Origin of the sequence: Catellatospora paridis, assembly GCF_009720365.1 — a bacterium.
Taxonomy (GTDB): domain Bacteria; phylum Actinomycetota; class Actinomycetes; order Mycobacteriales; family Micromonosporaceae; genus Catellatospora; species Catellatospora paridis.
This window is the reverse complement of record NZ_ML769317.1, coordinates 326979-343774: the sequence shown is the minus strand read 5'-3', so window position 1 is coordinate 343774 and position 16796 is coordinate 326979. Positions and strand designations below refer to the sequence as shown.

The following is a 16796-nucleotide window of genomic DNA, read 5'->3' as shown; positions in this document are numbered from 1 at the left end:
TCAGCTCACCCCTTCATGCCGGAGGAGGCGACGCCCTGGATGAAGTGGCGCTGGCCGAGCAGGAAGATGATCATGATGGGCAGGACGGACAGCGCCGAACCCGTCATCATCATCGCGTAGTCGGCGTCGTACTGGCCCACGAACGAGCGCAGACCGAGCTGGATCGTCCACAGGTCGTTGCTGGTCAGGTAGATGAACGGTCCCATGTAGTCGTTCCAGGTGTTGACGAACGTGAGCAGGGCCAGGCTGGCCAGCGCCGGTTTCGACAGCGGCAGCATGATCCGCGCCCAGATGCCGTACTCGCTGAGGCCGTCGACGCGGGCCGCCTCGCACAGCTCATCCGGGATGGTCAGGTAGTACTGGCGCATCAGGAAGACGCCGAACGCGCCGAACGCCTGAATCAGGATCAGCGACCAGAAGGTGTCGGTCAGCTCCGCCTTCTGCATCATGATGTACTGCGGGATCATGTACGCCTGCCAGGGCACGGCGATGGTGGCGATGTACAGCAGGAACAGCGTGTCGCGCCCGCGGAAGCGGACCTTGGCGAACCCGTACGCGGCGAAGCTGCCGGTCAGCACCTGCAGGAACGTGATGACAAGGCTGAGGAACAGGGTGTTGCCGAGGTAGGTCGCCAGCGGCACCCGCGTCCAGATCTCGGTGAAGTTGCCCCACTGGAATTCCTTGGGGATCCACTGGATCGGGATGGTGAAGACGTCGTTGTTGCGCTTGAGCGAGGCGCTGACCATCCACAGGAACGGGACCAGGATCAACAACGCGGCCAGGGTCAGCGCCGCGTACAGGACGACCCGGCGGGCGAGGGCGAGCGGTCCGCGGGCGCGCGGGGCGGCGGCCGTGTCGGCGGTGGTCATCGGCGCTCCCTGCGGTTGTTGAACCAGAACTGGGCGAGGGTGAAGACCAGCACGACCAGGAACAGCACGAGCGAGATCGCCGAGGCGTAGCCGAACTCGCCCTCGATGATGCCGCGGCGGTAGATCTGCTGGGACAGCACCAGGGTGGCGCGGCCCGGCCCGCCGTCGGTCATGACGACGATGAGGTCGAAGACCTTGAAGCTCTGCACGGTCAGCAGGACGAGCACGAGGAAGGTGACCGGCCGCAGCCCGGGCAGGGTCACGGCGCGGAAGCGCTGCCAGGTGCTCGCGCCGTCGACCTTGGCGGCCTCGTACTGCTCGACCGGGATCGCCTGCAGCCCGGCCAGGAACAGGATCATGTAGTAGCCCATGTCGCGCCAGACGCTGGTGAGGATGACCGCGGGCATGGCCCAGGTGGTGCTGGTGGTCCACCCGGGCGGGTTGTCGACGCCGACGAACTGCAGGAACTGGTTGACCGGCCCGAACTCCGGGTTGAACAGCATGTTCCAGACGATGGCGACGGCGACCAGCGAGGTGATGTAGGGGAAGAAAGCCGCGGCCCGGAAGAAGCCGACGCCGGCGATCTTGCGGTTGAGCAGCAGTGCCAGGCCGAGCGCGGCGAGCATGGTCAGCGGCACGTGGCCCAGGGCGTAGTAGGCCGTGTTGCGTAGCGCGATCTTGGTGGATTCGTCGTCGAGCAACCGCTGGAAGTTGTCCAGGCCGACCCACTCGGGCGGGTTGTAGGAGTCCCACTCCATGAACGACAGTGCAAACGCGGCGAGCATCGGCACCAGGGTGAGCACGGCGAAGCCGAGGAAGTTCGGCAGGATGAAGCTCCAGCCGATGAGCGTGTTGCGCCGGGCGCGCCGTCTGTCGCGCGCCCGCGGCGAAGGCGCGGCGCTCGCGGTCGCCGGTGTCGCGGTGAGCAGGTCTGCCATCTCGTCCTCCCGGGTTCCGCGGGGACGGCCGGGCGGCCGTCCCCGCGTACCTGCGCGTGGGTCAGTTGACCTCGTTCTTGACGCGGGTCTCCATCTCCTTGATCGCGTCGTCGATCGACTTCTGCTTGGTCATGATCAGCTGGTGTTCCTCGTTGAGGATCGTGTCCACCTTCGCGGTCTTGTCGCTGACCGGCATCTCGGGGTTCACCTTGTCCGGGGTGAAGGCCTTCTTCGACAGGTCGTCGGTGGGCATGCCGGGCAGCGCGAAGTACTGCTGGCGGATCTCGTCGCTCTGGTAGGCCGGGACCACGCCGATGCCGGTGATCGCCTTGGCGCCCGCGGCCGACGCCGCGAACTGGACGAACTTCTCCGCGGCCGCGGCGTGCTTGGCCTTCTTGTTCACCGCGAACGCGGTCGGCGCGCCGAACGTGGTGACACCGGTCGCGCCCGGACGCTGCGGCAGAGGCGCGATGGCCCAGTCGGCGTCGGTGGTGCCCTTCTTCTTCTCCGACAGCACCTTGGCGATGTACCAGGTGCCCATCGGCAGCATCGCGGTCTTGCCGGACTCGAACATCGAGGCGTAGCCGGTCTTCTGGGTGACCGCGGTGCCGAAGTCCTGCGTGGCCCCGGCCGCCTGCAGCGCCAGCGCGGTCTTGTACTGGTCGGCGAAGAACTTGTAGTCGCCGCCGAGCTGGTCGCCGCCGGTCTGCGCGGCGGAGATGGCCTGCACGATCGAACGCCAGGTGTGCTGGTAGGCGCCGTAGACCTTCTTCTCACCGCTGCCCGAGGTCAGCTTCTTGGCCAGCTCGACGTACTGGTCCCAGGTCAGGCTCGTCGGGTAGGGCTGGCCTGCGGCGTCGAACATCTTCTTGTTGTAGTACAGGACCCAGAAGTCCTGCCGGTACGGCAGCGCGTAGTACTTGTCGCCGTCCTGCTTGTACTGGTCGAGCCCGGCGAGCTTGGCGCCCTCGGTCGACGTCGCCGCCGAGGTGATGTCCTTGAGCTGCCCGCGGCCGGCGAACCGAACGTAGTCCGCGAGGGTCTTCATGGTGAGGACGTCGGTGGTGTCCCCACCGGCGAGCATCGTGGTGACCTTGGTCGGGTAGTCGGCGGCGAGAATGTCGACGGGCTTGATGGTGATGTCCGGGTTCGCCTGGTGGAAGGCGTCGAACAGGGTCTGGAACTCCGGTGTGGAGGCAAGGCTCCACACCGCGACGGTCAGCTCGACGGGGCCGCTCTCGGCGTTGTCTTCGCCGGAGCCGCACGCGGTCAGCGGCAGGGCGACTGCCATCGCCAGGCCGACCGCTGCCAGCATCTTCCTTCTTTTCACGAACGTTCCTTCCTAAGGACGGCCGCTCACGCGGCGGAGGATCTGTTCTGTGCGTGGTGGTGCGGGCCGGTCGGCGGCGCGGGCAGCGCCGCCGTCGTGGTGACCTGGTCGGGCCACGTGACCCGGACGACCGGCGCGTCCTCGGGTCCCGAGATCTGTGCCAGCGGCGCGGGTGCGCCGCCGTTGAGCGCGAACGCCGCGACGTGCCAGGCGGTCCGCCCCGGCCTGGCCTGCAGCCAGGGGATGGCGGTGCACTCGGCCAGCGGGGTGGCGTCGTGCACGGTGTGCACCCCGGCGACGTCGAGGCCGTGCAGCCCCACCGCGGTCGAGGTGAGCGTCGTGCCCACGGCTTCGGCGACGAGCCGGCCGGGTGTCTGCGGTTCGGGCCGGGGTGCCGGGCCCGCCTGCGGGGAGGCGACCGGGTTCGACCGGTCGTCGGCGGCTGCCGCCGGGATCGGCCAGCCGCCGACGCGCAGCGCGGTGACCTGGTCCCAGCCGGGTGCACCGGCGGGGTCGACGTGGATGAGCCGCACCTCCCATGCGCCGCGCACGACCGACACCGTGGTGACGGTGGCCGCGTCGACGGCGTCGCCGGGCAGGCCGGAGCCGTGGTCCGGGGCGTTGCGGTCCGGTTTGACCCAGCGGCAGCGGGCGCGGGAGGCCAGCACGGCCGCGTCGCCGCCGAGCAGCTGTACGTCCAGGGTGGTGAAGCCGCTGCGGTGGGTGGCTTCGCCGTGCGCGTCGAGCAGCACCACGGACTGGTCGAGCGGGCAGTCCCAGCCGTCGTCGTCCATCGCCGGAGCGGTCGCGGTGGAGTAGCCCAGCCGTGCGTACAGCGGTGAGTCGGTGCTGCGGTCGCCGGGGCGGGCGTGGTCGGTGCCGTGGTTGTAGACCCGCACCACGCCGTCGGCCGCGGTCGCCGACAGCGCCCAGCCGGGCGCGGTGATGACGGCGAGCTGGTCGGCCTGTTCGACGGGCAGCGGCTGCTCGGCGTCGGTCCACACCGGGTGCTCGGCCGGCAGGGCGAGCCCGAGCAGGCCCTTGGACGCCCAGTAGGGCGAGCCGGTCCCGGAGTAGCGCTGGGCGATGCGCCGCCAGGGGTGGTGCCAGCCTAGGTTGAGCAGCCCGTCGGCGTCGGGCGCGCCCCGGTCGGCGAAGTGCTTGACGATCCCGGACGCGGCGCGGCGCAGCAGTCCGGGTGCGAGCGCGTCGGTGCCGGCCAGGGCGCCTGCCCAGAACGGGGCGGCGGCGGCGAAGCGGTAGGTGAGGCTGCGGCCCTGGATCAGCGGCGAGCCGTCCGCGCCGACCAGGCGCACCGCGTCGAGCAGGTAGCGGTCCAGGCGCGCGGTGTACTCGGGCAGCAGCGGGGCGGCCTGGGCCTGCGCGCCGGTCATGCGGCTCCACAGGATCGGGTACAGGTGCAGCGCCCAGCCGGCGTAGTGGTCGTAGCTGCGTTCGGGCCCGTCGCAGTACCAGCCGCCGTCGCGGGCGAACGACTCGTGCGTGGCCAGGTCGGCTGCCATGTCGTCGGGTGACCACGGGCCGCCGACGGAGGCGAGGAACTGCTCGACGACGATGCGGAACCACACCCAGTTCGTCTGCGGGTAGGTGTGGTCGCCGACGACCTGGGCGAGGTAGTCCACGACGCGTTGCTGTACGCCCGGGTCGAGGTTGTCCCACAGCCACGGCCGGGTCAGGTCGAGGATCAGCGCGATCGACGCGGCTTCGACCTTGGCCTGGCCGTGTTCGCGGGGCGTGGTCCAGCGTTCGGGTGAGCCCGGGTCGGTGCCCGCGGCGATGCCTGCGGCGTAGCGTTCGAGCAGGTGGTGGGGGTCGCGGCCGTGCTCGCCGGCGATGCGGAACCCGGCCAGCAGGAACGTTCGGGCGAAGCCTTCCAGGCCGTCGACGGCGGTGCCGTAGCCGCCGGGCGCGCCGGGCGGGGTGATCAGCGCGCCGGTGGGCGAGGCGTGCTGCCAGGCGGAGGCGAGCAGGTGGTCGGCGAGCGCCGCCCATTCGCTGCGGGTCCAGCCGGTGTACGGCGAAATGCTCGCCTTCTCCTCGCTGCGCTCGTCGGCGACACCGAGCCTGCTGAGGCGGTGCTCGCTCATGCGATCACCTCCAGGGCCTCGCTGGTGACGGCGTCGAGCGGGGGTCGGCCGTGGACGAGGTGTTCGAGTTCGTCGAGGGCCTGGGCGCTGAGGCGGCGGGTCTCGGAGCCGAGCGACCCGGCGATGTGCGGGGTGATCATGACGTTGGGCAGCTGGGCCAGCAGCGATCCGGCGGGCAGCGGCTCGGGGTCGGTGACGTCGAGGATGGCGTTGAGCCGCCCGGTGGCGCATTCGCGTTCCAGCGCCGCGGTGTCGAGCACGGCGCCGCGGGCGGTGTTGATGACGGTCGCGCCGTCGGGCAGCAGGGCCAGCTCGCGGGCGCCGAGGGTATGCCGGGTCTGCGGCAGTTCCGGCAGGTGCAGCGAGACGATGTCGGCATTGGCCAGCAGCTCGTCGAGGTCGACGAGGCGGCCGCCGGCGGCGGCGACGGCGACCGGGTCGGCGTACGGATCGGTGACGAGCACCTGCGCGGTGTCGAGGGTCTGCAGGCGCTCGACGACGCGGCGGCCGATGCGGGAGAAGCCGACGACGCCGATGGTGCGGCCGTAGTTGGACAGGTCTTCGCGGTGGTGCACGGCGTCCCAGTCGGCCGGGCGCAGCCGGGACTCGGCGGCCAGCACGTGGGCCTTCTTGCCCGCGAACACGATCGCGGCGAGGGTGTACTCCGCGACCGGGGTTGCGTTGGCCTCGGCGGCGCTGGTGACGAGGATGCCGCGGCGCCAGATCTCGTCGGAGACGAGGTTGCGGACGCTGCCGGCGCAGTGCAGCACGGCGCGAAGCTTCGGCGCGGCGGCCAGCCGCTGCGGGGTGAGCGTCGGCGCGCCCCACGAGGTGAGCAGCACTTCGGTGTCGGCCAGGCGGGCCCGGGTGTGCGGGTCGTCGAGGTCGTCGGTCCAGATCGGATCACCGAGATCGGCCAGCGTCCGCAGCCGCTGCAGCTCCCGAGGCCCGAATTGGAGCCGGAACGGTTCGGGCCCCATCACGAGCAGTGCCTGCGGACGGTACATGCGGTGGCCTCTCCCCGGTTTCCAGTGCGTTGCTGATATGTTTGTTTATGTTCGTTCGAACAGTGCGATGAGTAGACCAGCCCGGAAACTGCACGACAAGGGCCCGTTACGAAGCTGTAACACGCAACGCGTAGACCTGGCCTTTTCTTTGTGAACGAATATGTTCGTTTGAAGTGTGAGGGAGGGAACGAGGGTGCGCGCATCCCGCCGTCGATGCCCGTCCGGGCCGGTCATGTCCGCCCGGACGGCGGCCCGCCACGTGCCATGCCACGCCACGCGTCCGTGCACAATCGAGCCCGACGCGCGCGACATCACCGTGGAGGCCCAGCCGTGACCCTGTCCGAGCCACCGCTGCTGCCGGACCAGCGCCGCGAGCGGCTCCTGGCCGACCTGCACGCCCACGGCACGCTGCGGGTCAGCGAGATCGCACGCGCGCTGGGCGTCACCACCGTCACCGTGCGCCGCGACATCGCCCAGCTCGCCGACGAAGGCGCGATCGAACGCGTCCACGGCGGTATCCGGCTGCCCCGCAACGGCGACGGGCAGCCCCAGTTCAGCGTCGCCGTCGAGGAGCCGGGCAGGTCCACGAGCACCGACGAGGCGTCGCTGCCCGCCGTCGGCATGGTCGTCCCGTCACTGGACTACTACTGGCCGGAGATCGTGCGCGGCGCCCGCGACGCCGCCCCGGATGCCGGGGTGCGCATAGTGCTGCGCGGCTCCTCTTACGACGACGTCGCCGACGTGCGCCGCCAGACCGCATGGCTGCTGGAGACCGCCGGCATCCAGGGCCTGCTCATCGCACCGCCCACCATCGGCGACGACGCCGCACAGCTCATCGACTGGTTGGCCGGATTGGACATCCCGGTGGTGTTCATCGAGCGCACCGCCACGGTCGGCCTGTACCAGGAGCACATCGAGTCCGTCTTCACCGACCACGCGTTCGGCGCGAGCCTGGCCGTACGACACCTCGCCGCGCGCGGCCACCGCCGGGTCGGTTTCCTGGCCTCGGCCAGCAGCCCGCACACCCCGGCGGTGCGGCGCGGTTGGCAGCAGACCATCGCCGCGATCGGGCTCGAACTCGACGCCCCGGAACTGATCAGCCCCGATCACCGCGACCCCAGATGGGACGAAGAGATCGACCGCGGCATCGACGCGTGGACCGCCAGCGGCACCACCGCGCTGCTGGCGCACTCCGACCGGGAGGCGATCTCGCTGGTAGCGCGGTGCGAGGAGCGCGGGATCCGCGTCCCGGACGACCTCGCCGTGGTCGCGTTCGACGACGAGGTCGCGGGCCTGGCCAACCCGGCGCTGAGCGCGGTCCGGCCGGCGAAGTACACCATCGGCGAGAGCGCGATGCAGCTGCTGTCCCAGCGCCTGCAGGACCCGGCACGGCCCGTGCACCGGGTGTCGATCAGCCCGCAGCTGATCGTGCGCGACTCCAGCGGCGCCCGCCCCTGACGGCCGGCGCGACCATGCCCGACAGTTCCTTTCCCCGCCCGACGGGCGAGCTGACCTCGCTGCTGCGCGACATCCGCGCCGCGGCCGCCGACGACTCGATGCCCGAACTGGGCTTCACCGCCTACCGGGACTACTTCGACACCGGCAACCGCATCCGGTACGAGCGGCACTACTTCCGCCGCCGCGCCCGGCTGGCCGCCCGCGCCGCCCAGGCGCTGCTCGCCCCGGACACCGACCTCGGGCCGCTGGCCGACACCCTGTGGTCGGTGTGCGACGAGTACACCTGGGCCCTGCCCGCGCACGTGCGCCACAGCGCCGACCAGGACCGCGGCCCCGAGCAGTGCCTGGACCTGTTCGCCGCCGAGACCGCGCACACTCTCGCCGAGACCGTGGCCGGGCTGGGTGACCGGCTCGACCGCCGTGTCGCCGACCGGGTGCGGGCCGAGGTGGAGCGCCGCGTCTTCGTGCCCTACACCGACACCAGAGCGCTGAACTGGGAGGGCCACGGCAACAACTGGGAGGCCGTGTGCGCCGGCGCGACCGGCATGGCGGCGCTGGCGCTGTTGGGCGACTCCCCCGCCGACGCCTCACGGCTGGCCGCGATGCTCGACCGCAGCCGCCGGGCCATGGACCGCTACCTGGCCGGGTTCGGCGACGACGGCGGCTGCGCCGAGGGCGTGGACTACTGGGTCTACGGTTTCGGCTACTTCGTGTACTTCGCCGAGGCGCTGCGCGAGCACACCGGCGAGGACCTGCTCGACTCGGCGAAGGTGGCCGAGATCGCGGCGTTCCCGTACCGCGTGGCGCTGGGCGCGGGCGCGTACGTCCCGTTCTCCGACGCCTCCGAGCGGCCGTGGCTGCCCGCAGGGCTGCTCACCCGGCTGGCCGAGCGGTTCGGCACCCCGCCCGCGGGGGTCGTGCCGTCGTTGCACGACGACCACTGCTACCGGTGGGGGCACCTGTCGCGCACGCTGGCCTGGTTCCGGCCCGGCGCGCCCGACAGCGCCGTCGAGGCGACGAGCTTCCTGCCCGATCTCGCCTGGGTCGTCCATCGAGGCCGGGTCGCGTTCGCCGCGAAGGGCGGCCACAACGACGAGCCGCACAACCACAACGACCTGGGCCACTTCGTCCTGCACACCCGCGGCCAGAGCGTGCTGGACGACCTCGGCGCGGGCGAGTACACCGCCGGCTACTTCGGACCCGACCGCTACGACCGTCTGCACCCCTCGGCGCGCGGCCACTCGGTGCCTGTCATCGACGGCCAGGTCCAGCTGCCGGGCGCGGACCGGGCGGCGGAGGTTCTGCTCTTCCACGATGACGGCGACACGATCCGCTTCGACCTCGACCTGACCTCGGCATACCAGGTGGCCGGCCTGCGGTCACTGATCCGGCGGTTCCGCTGGTGGCCTGACGGGCGGCTCGAACTGACCGACGAGATCGACGCCGGGCGGGAGCTGCCCGTCGAGGAGGTCTTCGTCAGCCGCCGCGAGCCGACGCTGACGGCCGGCGCGGCGAGCTGGGGCGACCTGGTCACGCTCTCGCACGGCTGCCCGCATGCCGCCGTGGAGGAGGTGGTCGCCTCGGATCACCAGGCTCGGCCGGACCGGGTGTACCGGCTGAGCTGCATCACCGTCGCACCTGCCGGGCGGTCCGTGCACCGGTTCGTGTTCGAGGTGAAGTGAGCGAGCCGGCGCTCGCCATGTCCTGAACACCGACGTGCCACCGGGCGACGCGCCGCCCGTTCTGCCCCTTTTTCTGCCTCTTCCACTCCACGACCCGCGTACTTCACAATCTTCGTATGTCTGACCAAATCGGGCACCACTTCATGTCGTCGTCCCCCGAACCGGATCACGCCGCCGCGACGGCGGACGGCCCTGCCGCCGGCCTGCCCCGCGTTCTCGTGATCGGCGCCGGGATCGCCGGACTGGCGGCGGCGCAGGCGCTGCGCGGACTCGGCCATCCCGTCACGATCCTGGAAGCCCGCGACCGCGTCGGCGGGCGCATCTGGACCGACGCCGACGGTGTCGACCTGGGCGCGCACTGGATCCACGGCACCGACGGCAACCCGATCACCGAGTTGGTCGAACGGCTGGAGATCCCCTACAGCTACGTCGGCGGCGACAGCTCCTACACCGGCGGCTTCGACAACCTGGACCTGTTCGGCACGGACCGGCGGATCACCAGCCAGGCCGCGAAGAACCGCACCCTGGAGCTGGCCGACGGCGTGCTGCACGAGCTCGAACAGCGCGCGGAGCGGGCGCGCAAGCGGGGACATCCCGACACCTCCCTCGCCGAGGCCATCGGGCAGATTCTCGCCTCCCGCGGCTACGGCCCCGAAGACGAGCACGCCGTGCGCTATCACCTGAACGTGGTGCTGCGCGAGGACGTCGCCGAGGACGCCGACCGGCTGTCGCTCAAGCACTGGGAGGACGGCTACCTGGTCTACGGCCACGGCGACAGCGTCCTGCACCGCGGCTACCAGTCCGTCGTGGACGCCCTCGCCGACGGCCTCGACATCAGGCTGAACCACGTCGTGACGCGGATCGACAGCGGCGACGGTCCCGTGCGGGTCGTCACCGACCGGGGCGACTTCACGGCCGACAAAGCACTGGTCACCCTGCCGCTCGGCGTCCTCAAGAGCGGGGCCGTGGCCTTCGACCCGCCGCTGCCGGAAGCGAAGCGGTCGGCGATCACGCGGCTGGGCTTCGGCACGCTCAACAAGATCGCCCTGCACTTCCCGGAGCCGTTCTGGCCGCAGGAGCAGTACGCTTTCGGCTACCTGTGCCGCGACACCGACCGCCATCCCACGGTCGTGATCAGCATGTGGCGATCGCACGGCAAGCCGATCCTGGTGATGCTGCTGGGCGGCTCGCTCGGCCGCGAGCTGGAGACCTGGTCCGACGAGCAGGTCGCCGACTACAGCGCCACCGTGGTCCAGGACATCTTCGGCCCCGACGCGCCCGCCCCCGCGCACGTCTCCCGCACCGGCTGGTCCGGCGACCCGTTCACCCGCGGTTCCTATTCGTGCATCGGCGTCGACGCTTCCCCCAAGGACATCGGCGTGCTCGCCGAACCGGTCGGCGGCCGGCTGTACTTCGCGGGCGAGGCCACCAACGGCTACCACTGGGGCTGCGTGCACAGCGCATACGAGTCGGGCCTGCGCGAGGCCGCCCGCATCAGCGGCGACACCACCCTCTACACCGCGCCGAGCGCGGAGACCCCGCGCCGCCAGCGGCGCGACATCGACCGGATGAAACGATTCGCGCGTATGCGCATGAGCCACATCAGCGACCACGATCTGCGCGAACGGGTGGCCTGCCTGCGCGGCAGCGTCGACCCGTACGGAGTGCGCCTGTTCGCGCCGCTGGTCGACGCCGAGCTGGAGACGCTGGCCTCGATGTTCGACGAGCTGTCCTTCGCCCCCGGGGAGGACGTGTGCCGCGAGGACGACGACGCCCACGGGATCTACCTGATCGCCGGCGGGCAGGTCGAGGTCGACTTCGGCGGCGTCTACGAGCGCACGACCATGACCCGCGGCGCCCTGCTGGGCGCGCACGACCTGTTCTTCAGCGCCCGCACCGCCACCGTCACCGCCCTGAGCGACGTCGAGCTCTACTACCTGGACCACTACCGTTACAAGACGTTCCTGTACGCGTTTCCCGACGTCATGATGCTCATGATCACGGATCTGGTCACCCGTTGGGAGCAGCTGGAGAGCGCGCTGGGCACAGCGGCGCTGCCGGGTGCGCAGCGAAGCGCCGGGCAGCGGCGCGACGACGAGGCCGTCGCCTCGGCGTGACCGGATCGGCACACCGCCGGGGCGCATCCACGGACTTCTCCGGAATATCGTGGAATCGTCGCGTCAGGCCGCGGACCAGCCCCCGTTCGCGTCCGTCGACGCCGAACGAAAGGCAGGTCATCGGTGCTGTCCGACTCCCCCACCCGCAGCGGTGACCCGATCGGCTCCGCTGAGGCCCCGCAGGACGTGCTGGTCACGGTCGGCTGCGGCGCGCTGCGCGGGCGACGGGAGAACGGCCTGACCGTGCTGCGCGGCGTCCGCTACGCCACCGCCCCGCGGTTCGGGCCGCCGACGCCGGAGCAGCCCTGGTCCGGCGTACGCGACGCGGTCGAGCACGGCGGGGTCAGCCCGCAGCCACCGGCCCGGCCGGGTTCGGCCGGCGGCTCGCCCGAGATCGGCGACCAGTCCGAGGACTGCCTCAACCTGACCATCGTCACCCCGGCAGCCGACGGAGCGCGCCGGCCGGTGATCGTCTGGCTGCACGGCGGCTCGTACCGTTCCGGGGCCGGCTCCTGGGACCGTTACCGGACCGACCGGCTGGCCCGCGAGGGCGACGTGGTCGTGATCAGCGTCAACTCCCGGCTCGGGGCGCTGGGCTACCTGTCCGCGCCCGGCGTCTCCCCCGGCAACCTGGGCCTGCTGGACCAGCTCGAAGCGCTGCGCTGGGTCCGCGACAACGCCGCCGACCTCGGCGGCGACCCCGGCAACGTCACCCTGGTCGGGCAGTCTTCCGGCGCCCACTCGATCGCCTGCCTGCTGGGCGTGGCGCAGGCGAGGTCGCTGTTCCGCCGCGTCGTGCTGCAGAGCCCGCCATTGGGACTCGGACTCGGCGGCGCGCCCGACACCGGGCGGCTGGGCGAGCGTTTCCTCGCCCGGCTCGGCGGCGACCCGTACGAGGCCTCGCTCGAGCAGTTGCTCGCGGCACAGCAGGCGGCCGAACGCGACGTCGCCGGGCGCGGGTTCACCCCGGCGTACGGGCCGGTGGCCGGCGCGGATCCGCTGCCCGACGCCGAAGGCTGGCTGGCCGCGTGCCGGGCGGGCGCGCCCGACCTTGAAGTCGTGCTCGGCACGACCCGCCGCGAGATGGCCTACTTCCTGGGCGGCGGTCGCATCTCCGAGCGGGTGCCGCTGGTCGGGCGGGCCGTCGAGAACGGCGTCATCGGCGTGGTCACCTGGACGGCTTTCACCCGGCCGACGCTGCGGTTCGCCAGGCTGCTGAGCGGGGCCGGCGCACGGGTCTTCGTGTACGGCATCGACGGCCCGGCCTCTGCGTCGCCCTACCGGGCGGGCCACTGCAGCGACCTGCCTTGGCTGTTCGGCGACGAGGCCGCGTGGGCGCAGGCGCCGATGCTCGCCGGTCAGAGCTGGGAGGACGTGACCGAACACGGCAGGGCGCTGCGTTCGGCGTGGCTGTCGTTCGCGGCCGGCGGCGCGCCCGGGCTGACCGAACTCGGCTGGCAGCCGTACCGGGGTCGGCGTGCGGCTGTCCACCGCTTCGGCACAGCGCGCAGCGGTGGGCTCGGCTACTGAGGCCCGTGCAGCTCGTTACTCACCGCAAGACCCGTCCGCCCTCGTTCACGGCCGGTGGCCGTCAGGCAACGAAGTTGAAATGCAGGAACACGACCAGCATCACGCCTTGCACGGCCATCATCGTCGTGAGGTAGAGGCGGTCGAACGCCGCGCTGCGCCCCATCCTGGCCAGCACCATGAACACCACCGTGCACTCCAGCGCAAACCGCCACAACGAGTCCAGCGGGACCACGTGCGCGCGGATCGGGTTCGACAGCGGCATCAGGATGATCGCCGCCGCGAAGATCACTAGGTAGGCGTTCTCGGCGCCGAGGCGCCACGGGCCGGCCAGAGCGAGCACCAGCAACACCAGCACACCCAGCGCCGTGATCAGGTTCGCGATGTTGCGGATCGAGTCGGGATGAAAGATCGACTCGAAGTTCCTGATGTGCACGACGGTGTCGCCGATCACCGTCCAGGGAAAGGTGAAGCCGTCCCTGTTCCAAGCCTTCTGCGACTCCAGGAAGTGCAGCGCGTTGCCGAAGGTGAGGCGGCAGTAGAGCATGTACGCCCCGACCCCGGCAGGCACCAGCACCACGGCGAAGGCGTGGCGATCGACCAGTGCGCGCAGCGCGCGCAGAAGCCGGCCCTGGCGAGCTGCCGCGGTCAGCTCCCGGATGGAGAAACCGTGCTGGCGCAGGTACTCGTAGACGAACGCCGCACCAAGCATGATGCCGGCCATGCGGGTGGCGCCGGCAAAACCGGCGAACATCGCCGCCCACCACCAGCGCCCGCGGCGCATGCAGTACAGCGAGGCCAGCGCGAGCGCGACGAACATCGCCTCGTTGTAGCCCGCCATCAGGAAGAACCCCGTCGGGAAGGCCAGCAGATAGATGATCGTCCGCTGGGCGTCCTCGGCGCCGATCAGGTCGGTGGCCAGCCGGTGCGCCAGGATCAGCACGGCCAGGCAGCACAGCGCCCCGACCAGCAGGGCCGCCTCGAGGGAGTCGCCGGGCAGCAGGTAGTTGGCCACCCGCACGGTCATCGGATAGAGCGGGAAGAACGCGGTGCTCTGCTCGATGTGGCGGTACCCCGAGTCCGCGATGCTCAGGTACCAGGTCGTGTCCCAGACGTACCAGGTCGCGATGAGCTGCCGGAACGTGGACGGAATCGGTTCGGCCTGGGCTAGCACCTTCCCCAGCGGCATCCAGGCCGCGGCGGTGACGAGGAAGTACACGAACAGCCCACCGGCCCAGACCGCGAGCCCGGCGACCACCGAGGGCCGCCAGCGCCGCCACGGCGTCCCGGTACCGACCGTCGCGATCCCAGCCGGCGCCGCGCCGTCGGCCGACGCCGCATCACCCGACATGTTGTCGTATGCTGAAATATCGGGCGTAACAGGCAGGCCGTCGGCAAGCATGTCGTCCGGCGCACCAGCCGGCGGGCGACGAACCGAAACGAGCCCAGGCCCGGGGAAGTCAGACACGGGCGGGAACGTTAGCACCGGCGACCAGACAGCGGCGTCGCCGGGCTACAGCTTCCTGGCGGCGCAGTTGTTGCTGGTGCGCAGGACGGTGTACTCCCGGTCGTCGTGCGTGATGCCCGACGCGGCCCCGTCGAAGTAGCTCTCCACCGTCTGCAGACCGCGGCGCTGCTCGTAGTGCAGGTGCGCCGCGCCGGAGTCGCCGGTGCTGCCGACCTTGCCGATCTGCTGGCCCTGCTCGACGCGCTGGCCCTCCTTGACCATCGGCGGTTCCAGCAGGTGCATGTACACGGTCGTCCACCGGCCGCCGTGGTCGATCTTCACCCAGTAGCCGCCGCCGCTGCCGCGCGGGCCCCGCGGGTTCTGCGGCGTGCGCCCGCCCAGCTCCCCGTTGATCCCGGCCTCGACGACCGTCCCGCCGTAGGACGCGAGCACGGGATGCCCCCAGGACTGCCCGGACATCGGGAACATGTCGACGTCGTCCTCGCCGTGGCCCGGATAGGTGCCCAGCTGCCACTTCTCGCCGCAGGCGGCGGGCAGCTGGAACAGCGGCCGGGGACCGGCGGGCCACAGCCACACGGCGGCGGCCGCGACGGCGGCGACGGCCGCGACGATGCCGAGCGTGCGCAGTACGCGGGCACGGCGGCCGCGGCCGCGGCGGCGGCGGCGGTTGCCATTGCTGTGGTAGACGGTCGGCACGGACCGAGCATGGCAGGCCCGGGCAAGGTCACGGATCCGGCTGTGGCCTGCTGTACAGACGGTGCAGCGGCCGACGCGCCGAGCACGCACCCGTGCTACCGCCCTGGCCTGCACGCACAGGGTCCGCTGCTCGGCGAGCGCCGGCCCGGGTGTTGACCGCCCGGGCCGGCTCTCCACCGACAATCAGCTCGCGGTGCAGGTCACCGCGGGGACGCCGTTCGCGCTGCCGTTCCAGGATCCGAGGAACCCGAAGTTCGTGCCGGCACCGGCGGCCAGGCTGCCGTTGTAGCTCACGTTGCGAGCGGTCACGGCCGATCCGCTGCTGGTCACCGTGGCGCTCCAGGCCTGGGTGACCGTTTGCCCGTTGGCGAACGTCCAGGTCACCGTCCAGCTGCTGATCGCCGTGTTGCCCGCGGTCACCCGCACGTCGGCCTGGAAGCCGCCCGGCCACTGGCCCACGACCGAGTACACGGCGGTGCAGCCGCGCCCGCCGGGTGACGGGGACGCGCTCGGCGAGGGCGACGTGCTCCGCGACGGCGAGGGGCTCGGCGACGGGGAGGTGCTCGGCGAGGCGGAGGGACGTGGCGACGCCGTGGCGCTCGGCGACGGCGTACCGCCAAAGATCGTGGCCTCCTTGGCGGTGGCCTTGATGCCGTTGGCGCCGTTGAACAGCCGCAGGCCCCACTCGGTGAGCTGGGTCGGGTCGAAGTTGACCGTCATGTCCAGATACGGGTCGTTGTTTCCGGCCCAGGACCAGCCGAGGTAGCCCAGGCCGCGGGCGTTCGCCTCGGCGATCAGGGTCTGGTCGTCGACGTTGCTGGGTGAGCGCTGCCAGCCGAACTCGCCGATGACCAGCGGCCAGCCGTTGTTCTGAAAGCGGTCGAGGTAGTCGCGGATCGCGGTGGCGGTGTTGAACACGTCGTACATGTGGATCGACAGCACCGTGTTCTTCTGGGTGTCGGCGTTGAGGATCGTCTGCGCGTTGTCGCGCATGACGTACTGCCAGTCCTGGCCCCAGTTCGGCGCGTCCACCATGAGCAGGTGCTGGAAGCCGTTGGTGCGCATCTTCTGGATCGCCGCGGTGGTCGCGGCGGTCCACTGGCCGGCGTTGGTGTTGCCGATGGGCTCGTTGCCGATGTTGATGACGACGTAGTTCTCCTGGCCCACCAGCGCGGTCTTCTGGCTGATCCAGTAGTTGACGGCCTCGTCGAGCGTGGCGGCCGCGCCGTCCTCGCCGTACCCGGTGGTGTCGTGCACCTCCAGGACGCAGATCAGCCGGTTCTGCTTGCACAGGGAGATGACGTTGGCGACGTCGGTGGACGGCCCCCAGCGCTTGCCGCTGCCGAGCACGACGCGGACGGTGTTGGCGCCGGCGGCCTTGATGTTGGCGAACGAGCTGGTCTGGCCGGTGAACCAGACGTGCTCGTGGTTGACGCCGCGCATGATGAAGTTCTGGCCGTTGGCTTCGACGATGTTGCGGCCGCTGATGTGCAGCCCTACGGCCGCGTCAGCGGGGCTGACGGCGACGAGGACGGATGCGGCGGTGGCCAGCACGGCGACACCGACGGATGTGAGCAGTCGTTTCATGACCTACCT

Annotated in this window: 12 protein-coding genes; 4 read left to right on the top strand and 8 right to left on the bottom strand. The window is 71.0% G+C overall.

The window, feature by feature from the left end; genetic code table 11:
• Nucleotides 1-5: 5 nt before the first annotated feature.
• The 5 genes from F9C41_RS19410 to F9C41_RS19390 form a co-directional block, all read right to left on the bottom strand.
• The gene (locus F9C41_RS19410; protein ID WP_155388232.1) at nt 6-869 is read right to left on the bottom strand and encodes a carbohydrate ABC transporter permease; all 864 of its coding nucleotides are present in this window, start codon (nt 867-869) and stop codon (nt 6-8) included.
• Nucleotides 866-1807: a carbohydrate ABC transporter permease gene (locus F9C41_RS19405; RefSeq protein ID WP_155388231.1), complete on the bottom strand. Its 942-nt coding sequence runs from the start codon at nt 1805-1807 to the stop codon at nt 866-868. Before F9C41_RS19405 ends, F9C41_RS19410 begins: the two co-directional genes overlap by 4 nt.
• A 61-nt stretch (nt 1808-1868) precedes the next feature.
• Nucleotides 1869-3137 (bottom strand): ABC transporter substrate-binding protein, encoded by a 1269-nt coding sequence (locus F9C41_RS19400; RefSeq protein WP_230689758.1) that lies wholly within the window; start codon nt 3135-3137, stop codon nt 1869-1871.
• Nucleotides 3138-3163: 26 nt separating this feature from the next.
• The gene (locus tag F9C41_RS19395; RefSeq protein WP_155388230.1) at nt 3164-5245 is read right to left on the bottom strand and encodes a DUF2264 domain-containing protein; all 2082 of its coding nucleotides are present in this window, start codon (nt 5243-5245) and stop codon (nt 3164-3166) included.
• Nucleotides 5242-6252, bottom strand: a complete 1011-nt coding sequence (locus F9C41_RS19390; protein ID WP_155388229.1) for a hydroxyacid dehydrogenase — start codon at nt 6250-6252, stop codon at nt 5242-5244. The genes F9C41_RS19395 and F9C41_RS19390 overlap by 4 nt, the downstream gene beginning before the upstream one ends.
• A gap of 330 nt (nt 6253-6582) precedes the next feature.
• Here F9C41_RS19390 and F9C41_RS19385 point away from each other — a divergent pair, with 330 nt between their 5' ends.
• From F9C41_RS19385 to F9C41_RS19370, 4 genes are all read left to right on the top strand, one after another.
• Nucleotides 6583-7710: a substrate-binding domain-containing protein gene (locus F9C41_RS19385; RefSeq protein WP_155388228.1), complete on the top strand. Its 1128-nt coding sequence runs from the start codon at nt 6583-6585 to the stop codon at nt 7708-7710.
• 14 nt (nt 7711-7724) lie between these two features.
• Nucleotides 7725-9392: a heparinase II/III family protein gene (locus tag F9C41_RS19380; protein ID WP_155388227.1), complete on the top strand. Its 1668-nt coding sequence runs from the start codon at nt 7725-7727 to the stop codon at nt 9390-9392.
• A gap of 116 nt (nt 9393-9508) precedes the next feature.
• A complete protein-coding gene (locus F9C41_RS19375) occupies nt 9509-11509 on the top strand; it encodes an FAD-dependent oxidoreductase (protein WP_230689757.1) in 2001 nt (666 codons plus the stop codon).
• Nucleotides 11510-11632: 123 nt separating this feature from the next.
• Nucleotides 11633-13039: a carboxylesterase family protein gene (locus tag F9C41_RS19370; protein WP_155388226.1), complete on the top strand. Its 1407-nt coding sequence runs from the start codon at nt 11633-11635 to the stop codon at nt 13037-13039.
• Nucleotides 13040-13100: 61 nt separating this feature from the next.
• Here the strand turns inward: F9C41_RS19370 and F9C41_RS19365 are convergent, their stop codons facing one another.
• The 3 genes from F9C41_RS19365 to F9C41_RS19355 form a co-directional block, all read right to left on the bottom strand.
• Nucleotides 13101-14504 carry a mannosyltransferase family protein gene (locus tag F9C41_RS19365; protein ID WP_155388225.1) on the bottom strand — a complete coding sequence of 468 codons (1404 nt, stop codon included), beginning with the start codon at nt 14502-14504 and terminating at the stop codon, nt 13101-13103.
• 45 nt (nt 14505-14549) lie between these two features.
• Nucleotides 14550-15200, bottom strand: coding sequence for a M23 family metallopeptidase (locus tag F9C41_RS19360; protein ID WP_155388224.1), 651 nt, complete (start codon nt 15198-15200; stop codon nt 14550-14552).
• 183 nt (nt 15201-15383) lie between these two features.
• Nucleotides 15384-16787 (bottom strand): cellulase family glycosylhydrolase, encoded by a 1404-nt coding sequence (locus F9C41_RS19355; protein ID WP_155388223.1) that lies wholly within the window; start codon nt 16785-16787, stop codon nt 15384-15386.
• Nucleotides 16788-16796 lie beyond the last annotated feature (9 nt).

Coding starts and splice junctions, on each gene's coding strand:
- F9C41_RS19380 (WP_155388227.1), top strand. CDS start 7,725: ATGCCCGACAGTTCCTTTCCCCGCCCGACGGGCGAGCTGACCTCGCTG.
- F9C41_RS19410 (WP_155388232.1), bottom strand. CDS start 869: ATGACCACCGCCGACACGGCCGCCGCCCCGCGCGCCCGCGGACCGCTC.
- F9C41_RS19405 (WP_155388231.1), bottom strand. CDS start 1,807: ATGGCAGACCTGCTCACCGCGACACCGGCGACCGCGAGCGCCGCGCCT.
- F9C41_RS19390 (WP_155388229.1), bottom strand. CDS start 6,252: ATGTACCGTCCGCAGGCACTGCTCGTGATGGGGCCCGAACCGTTCCGG.
- F9C41_RS19375 (WP_230689757.1), top strand. CDS start 9,509: ATGTCTGACCAAATCGGGCACCACTTCATGTCGTCGTCCCCCGAACCG.
- F9C41_RS19355 (WP_155388223.1), bottom strand. CDS start 16,787: ATGAAACGACTGCTCACATCCGTCGGTGTCGCCGTGCTGGCCACCGCC.
- F9C41_RS19395 (WP_155388230.1), bottom strand. CDS start 5,245: ATGAGCGAGCACCGCCTCAGCAGGCTCGGTGTCGCCGACGAGCGCAGC.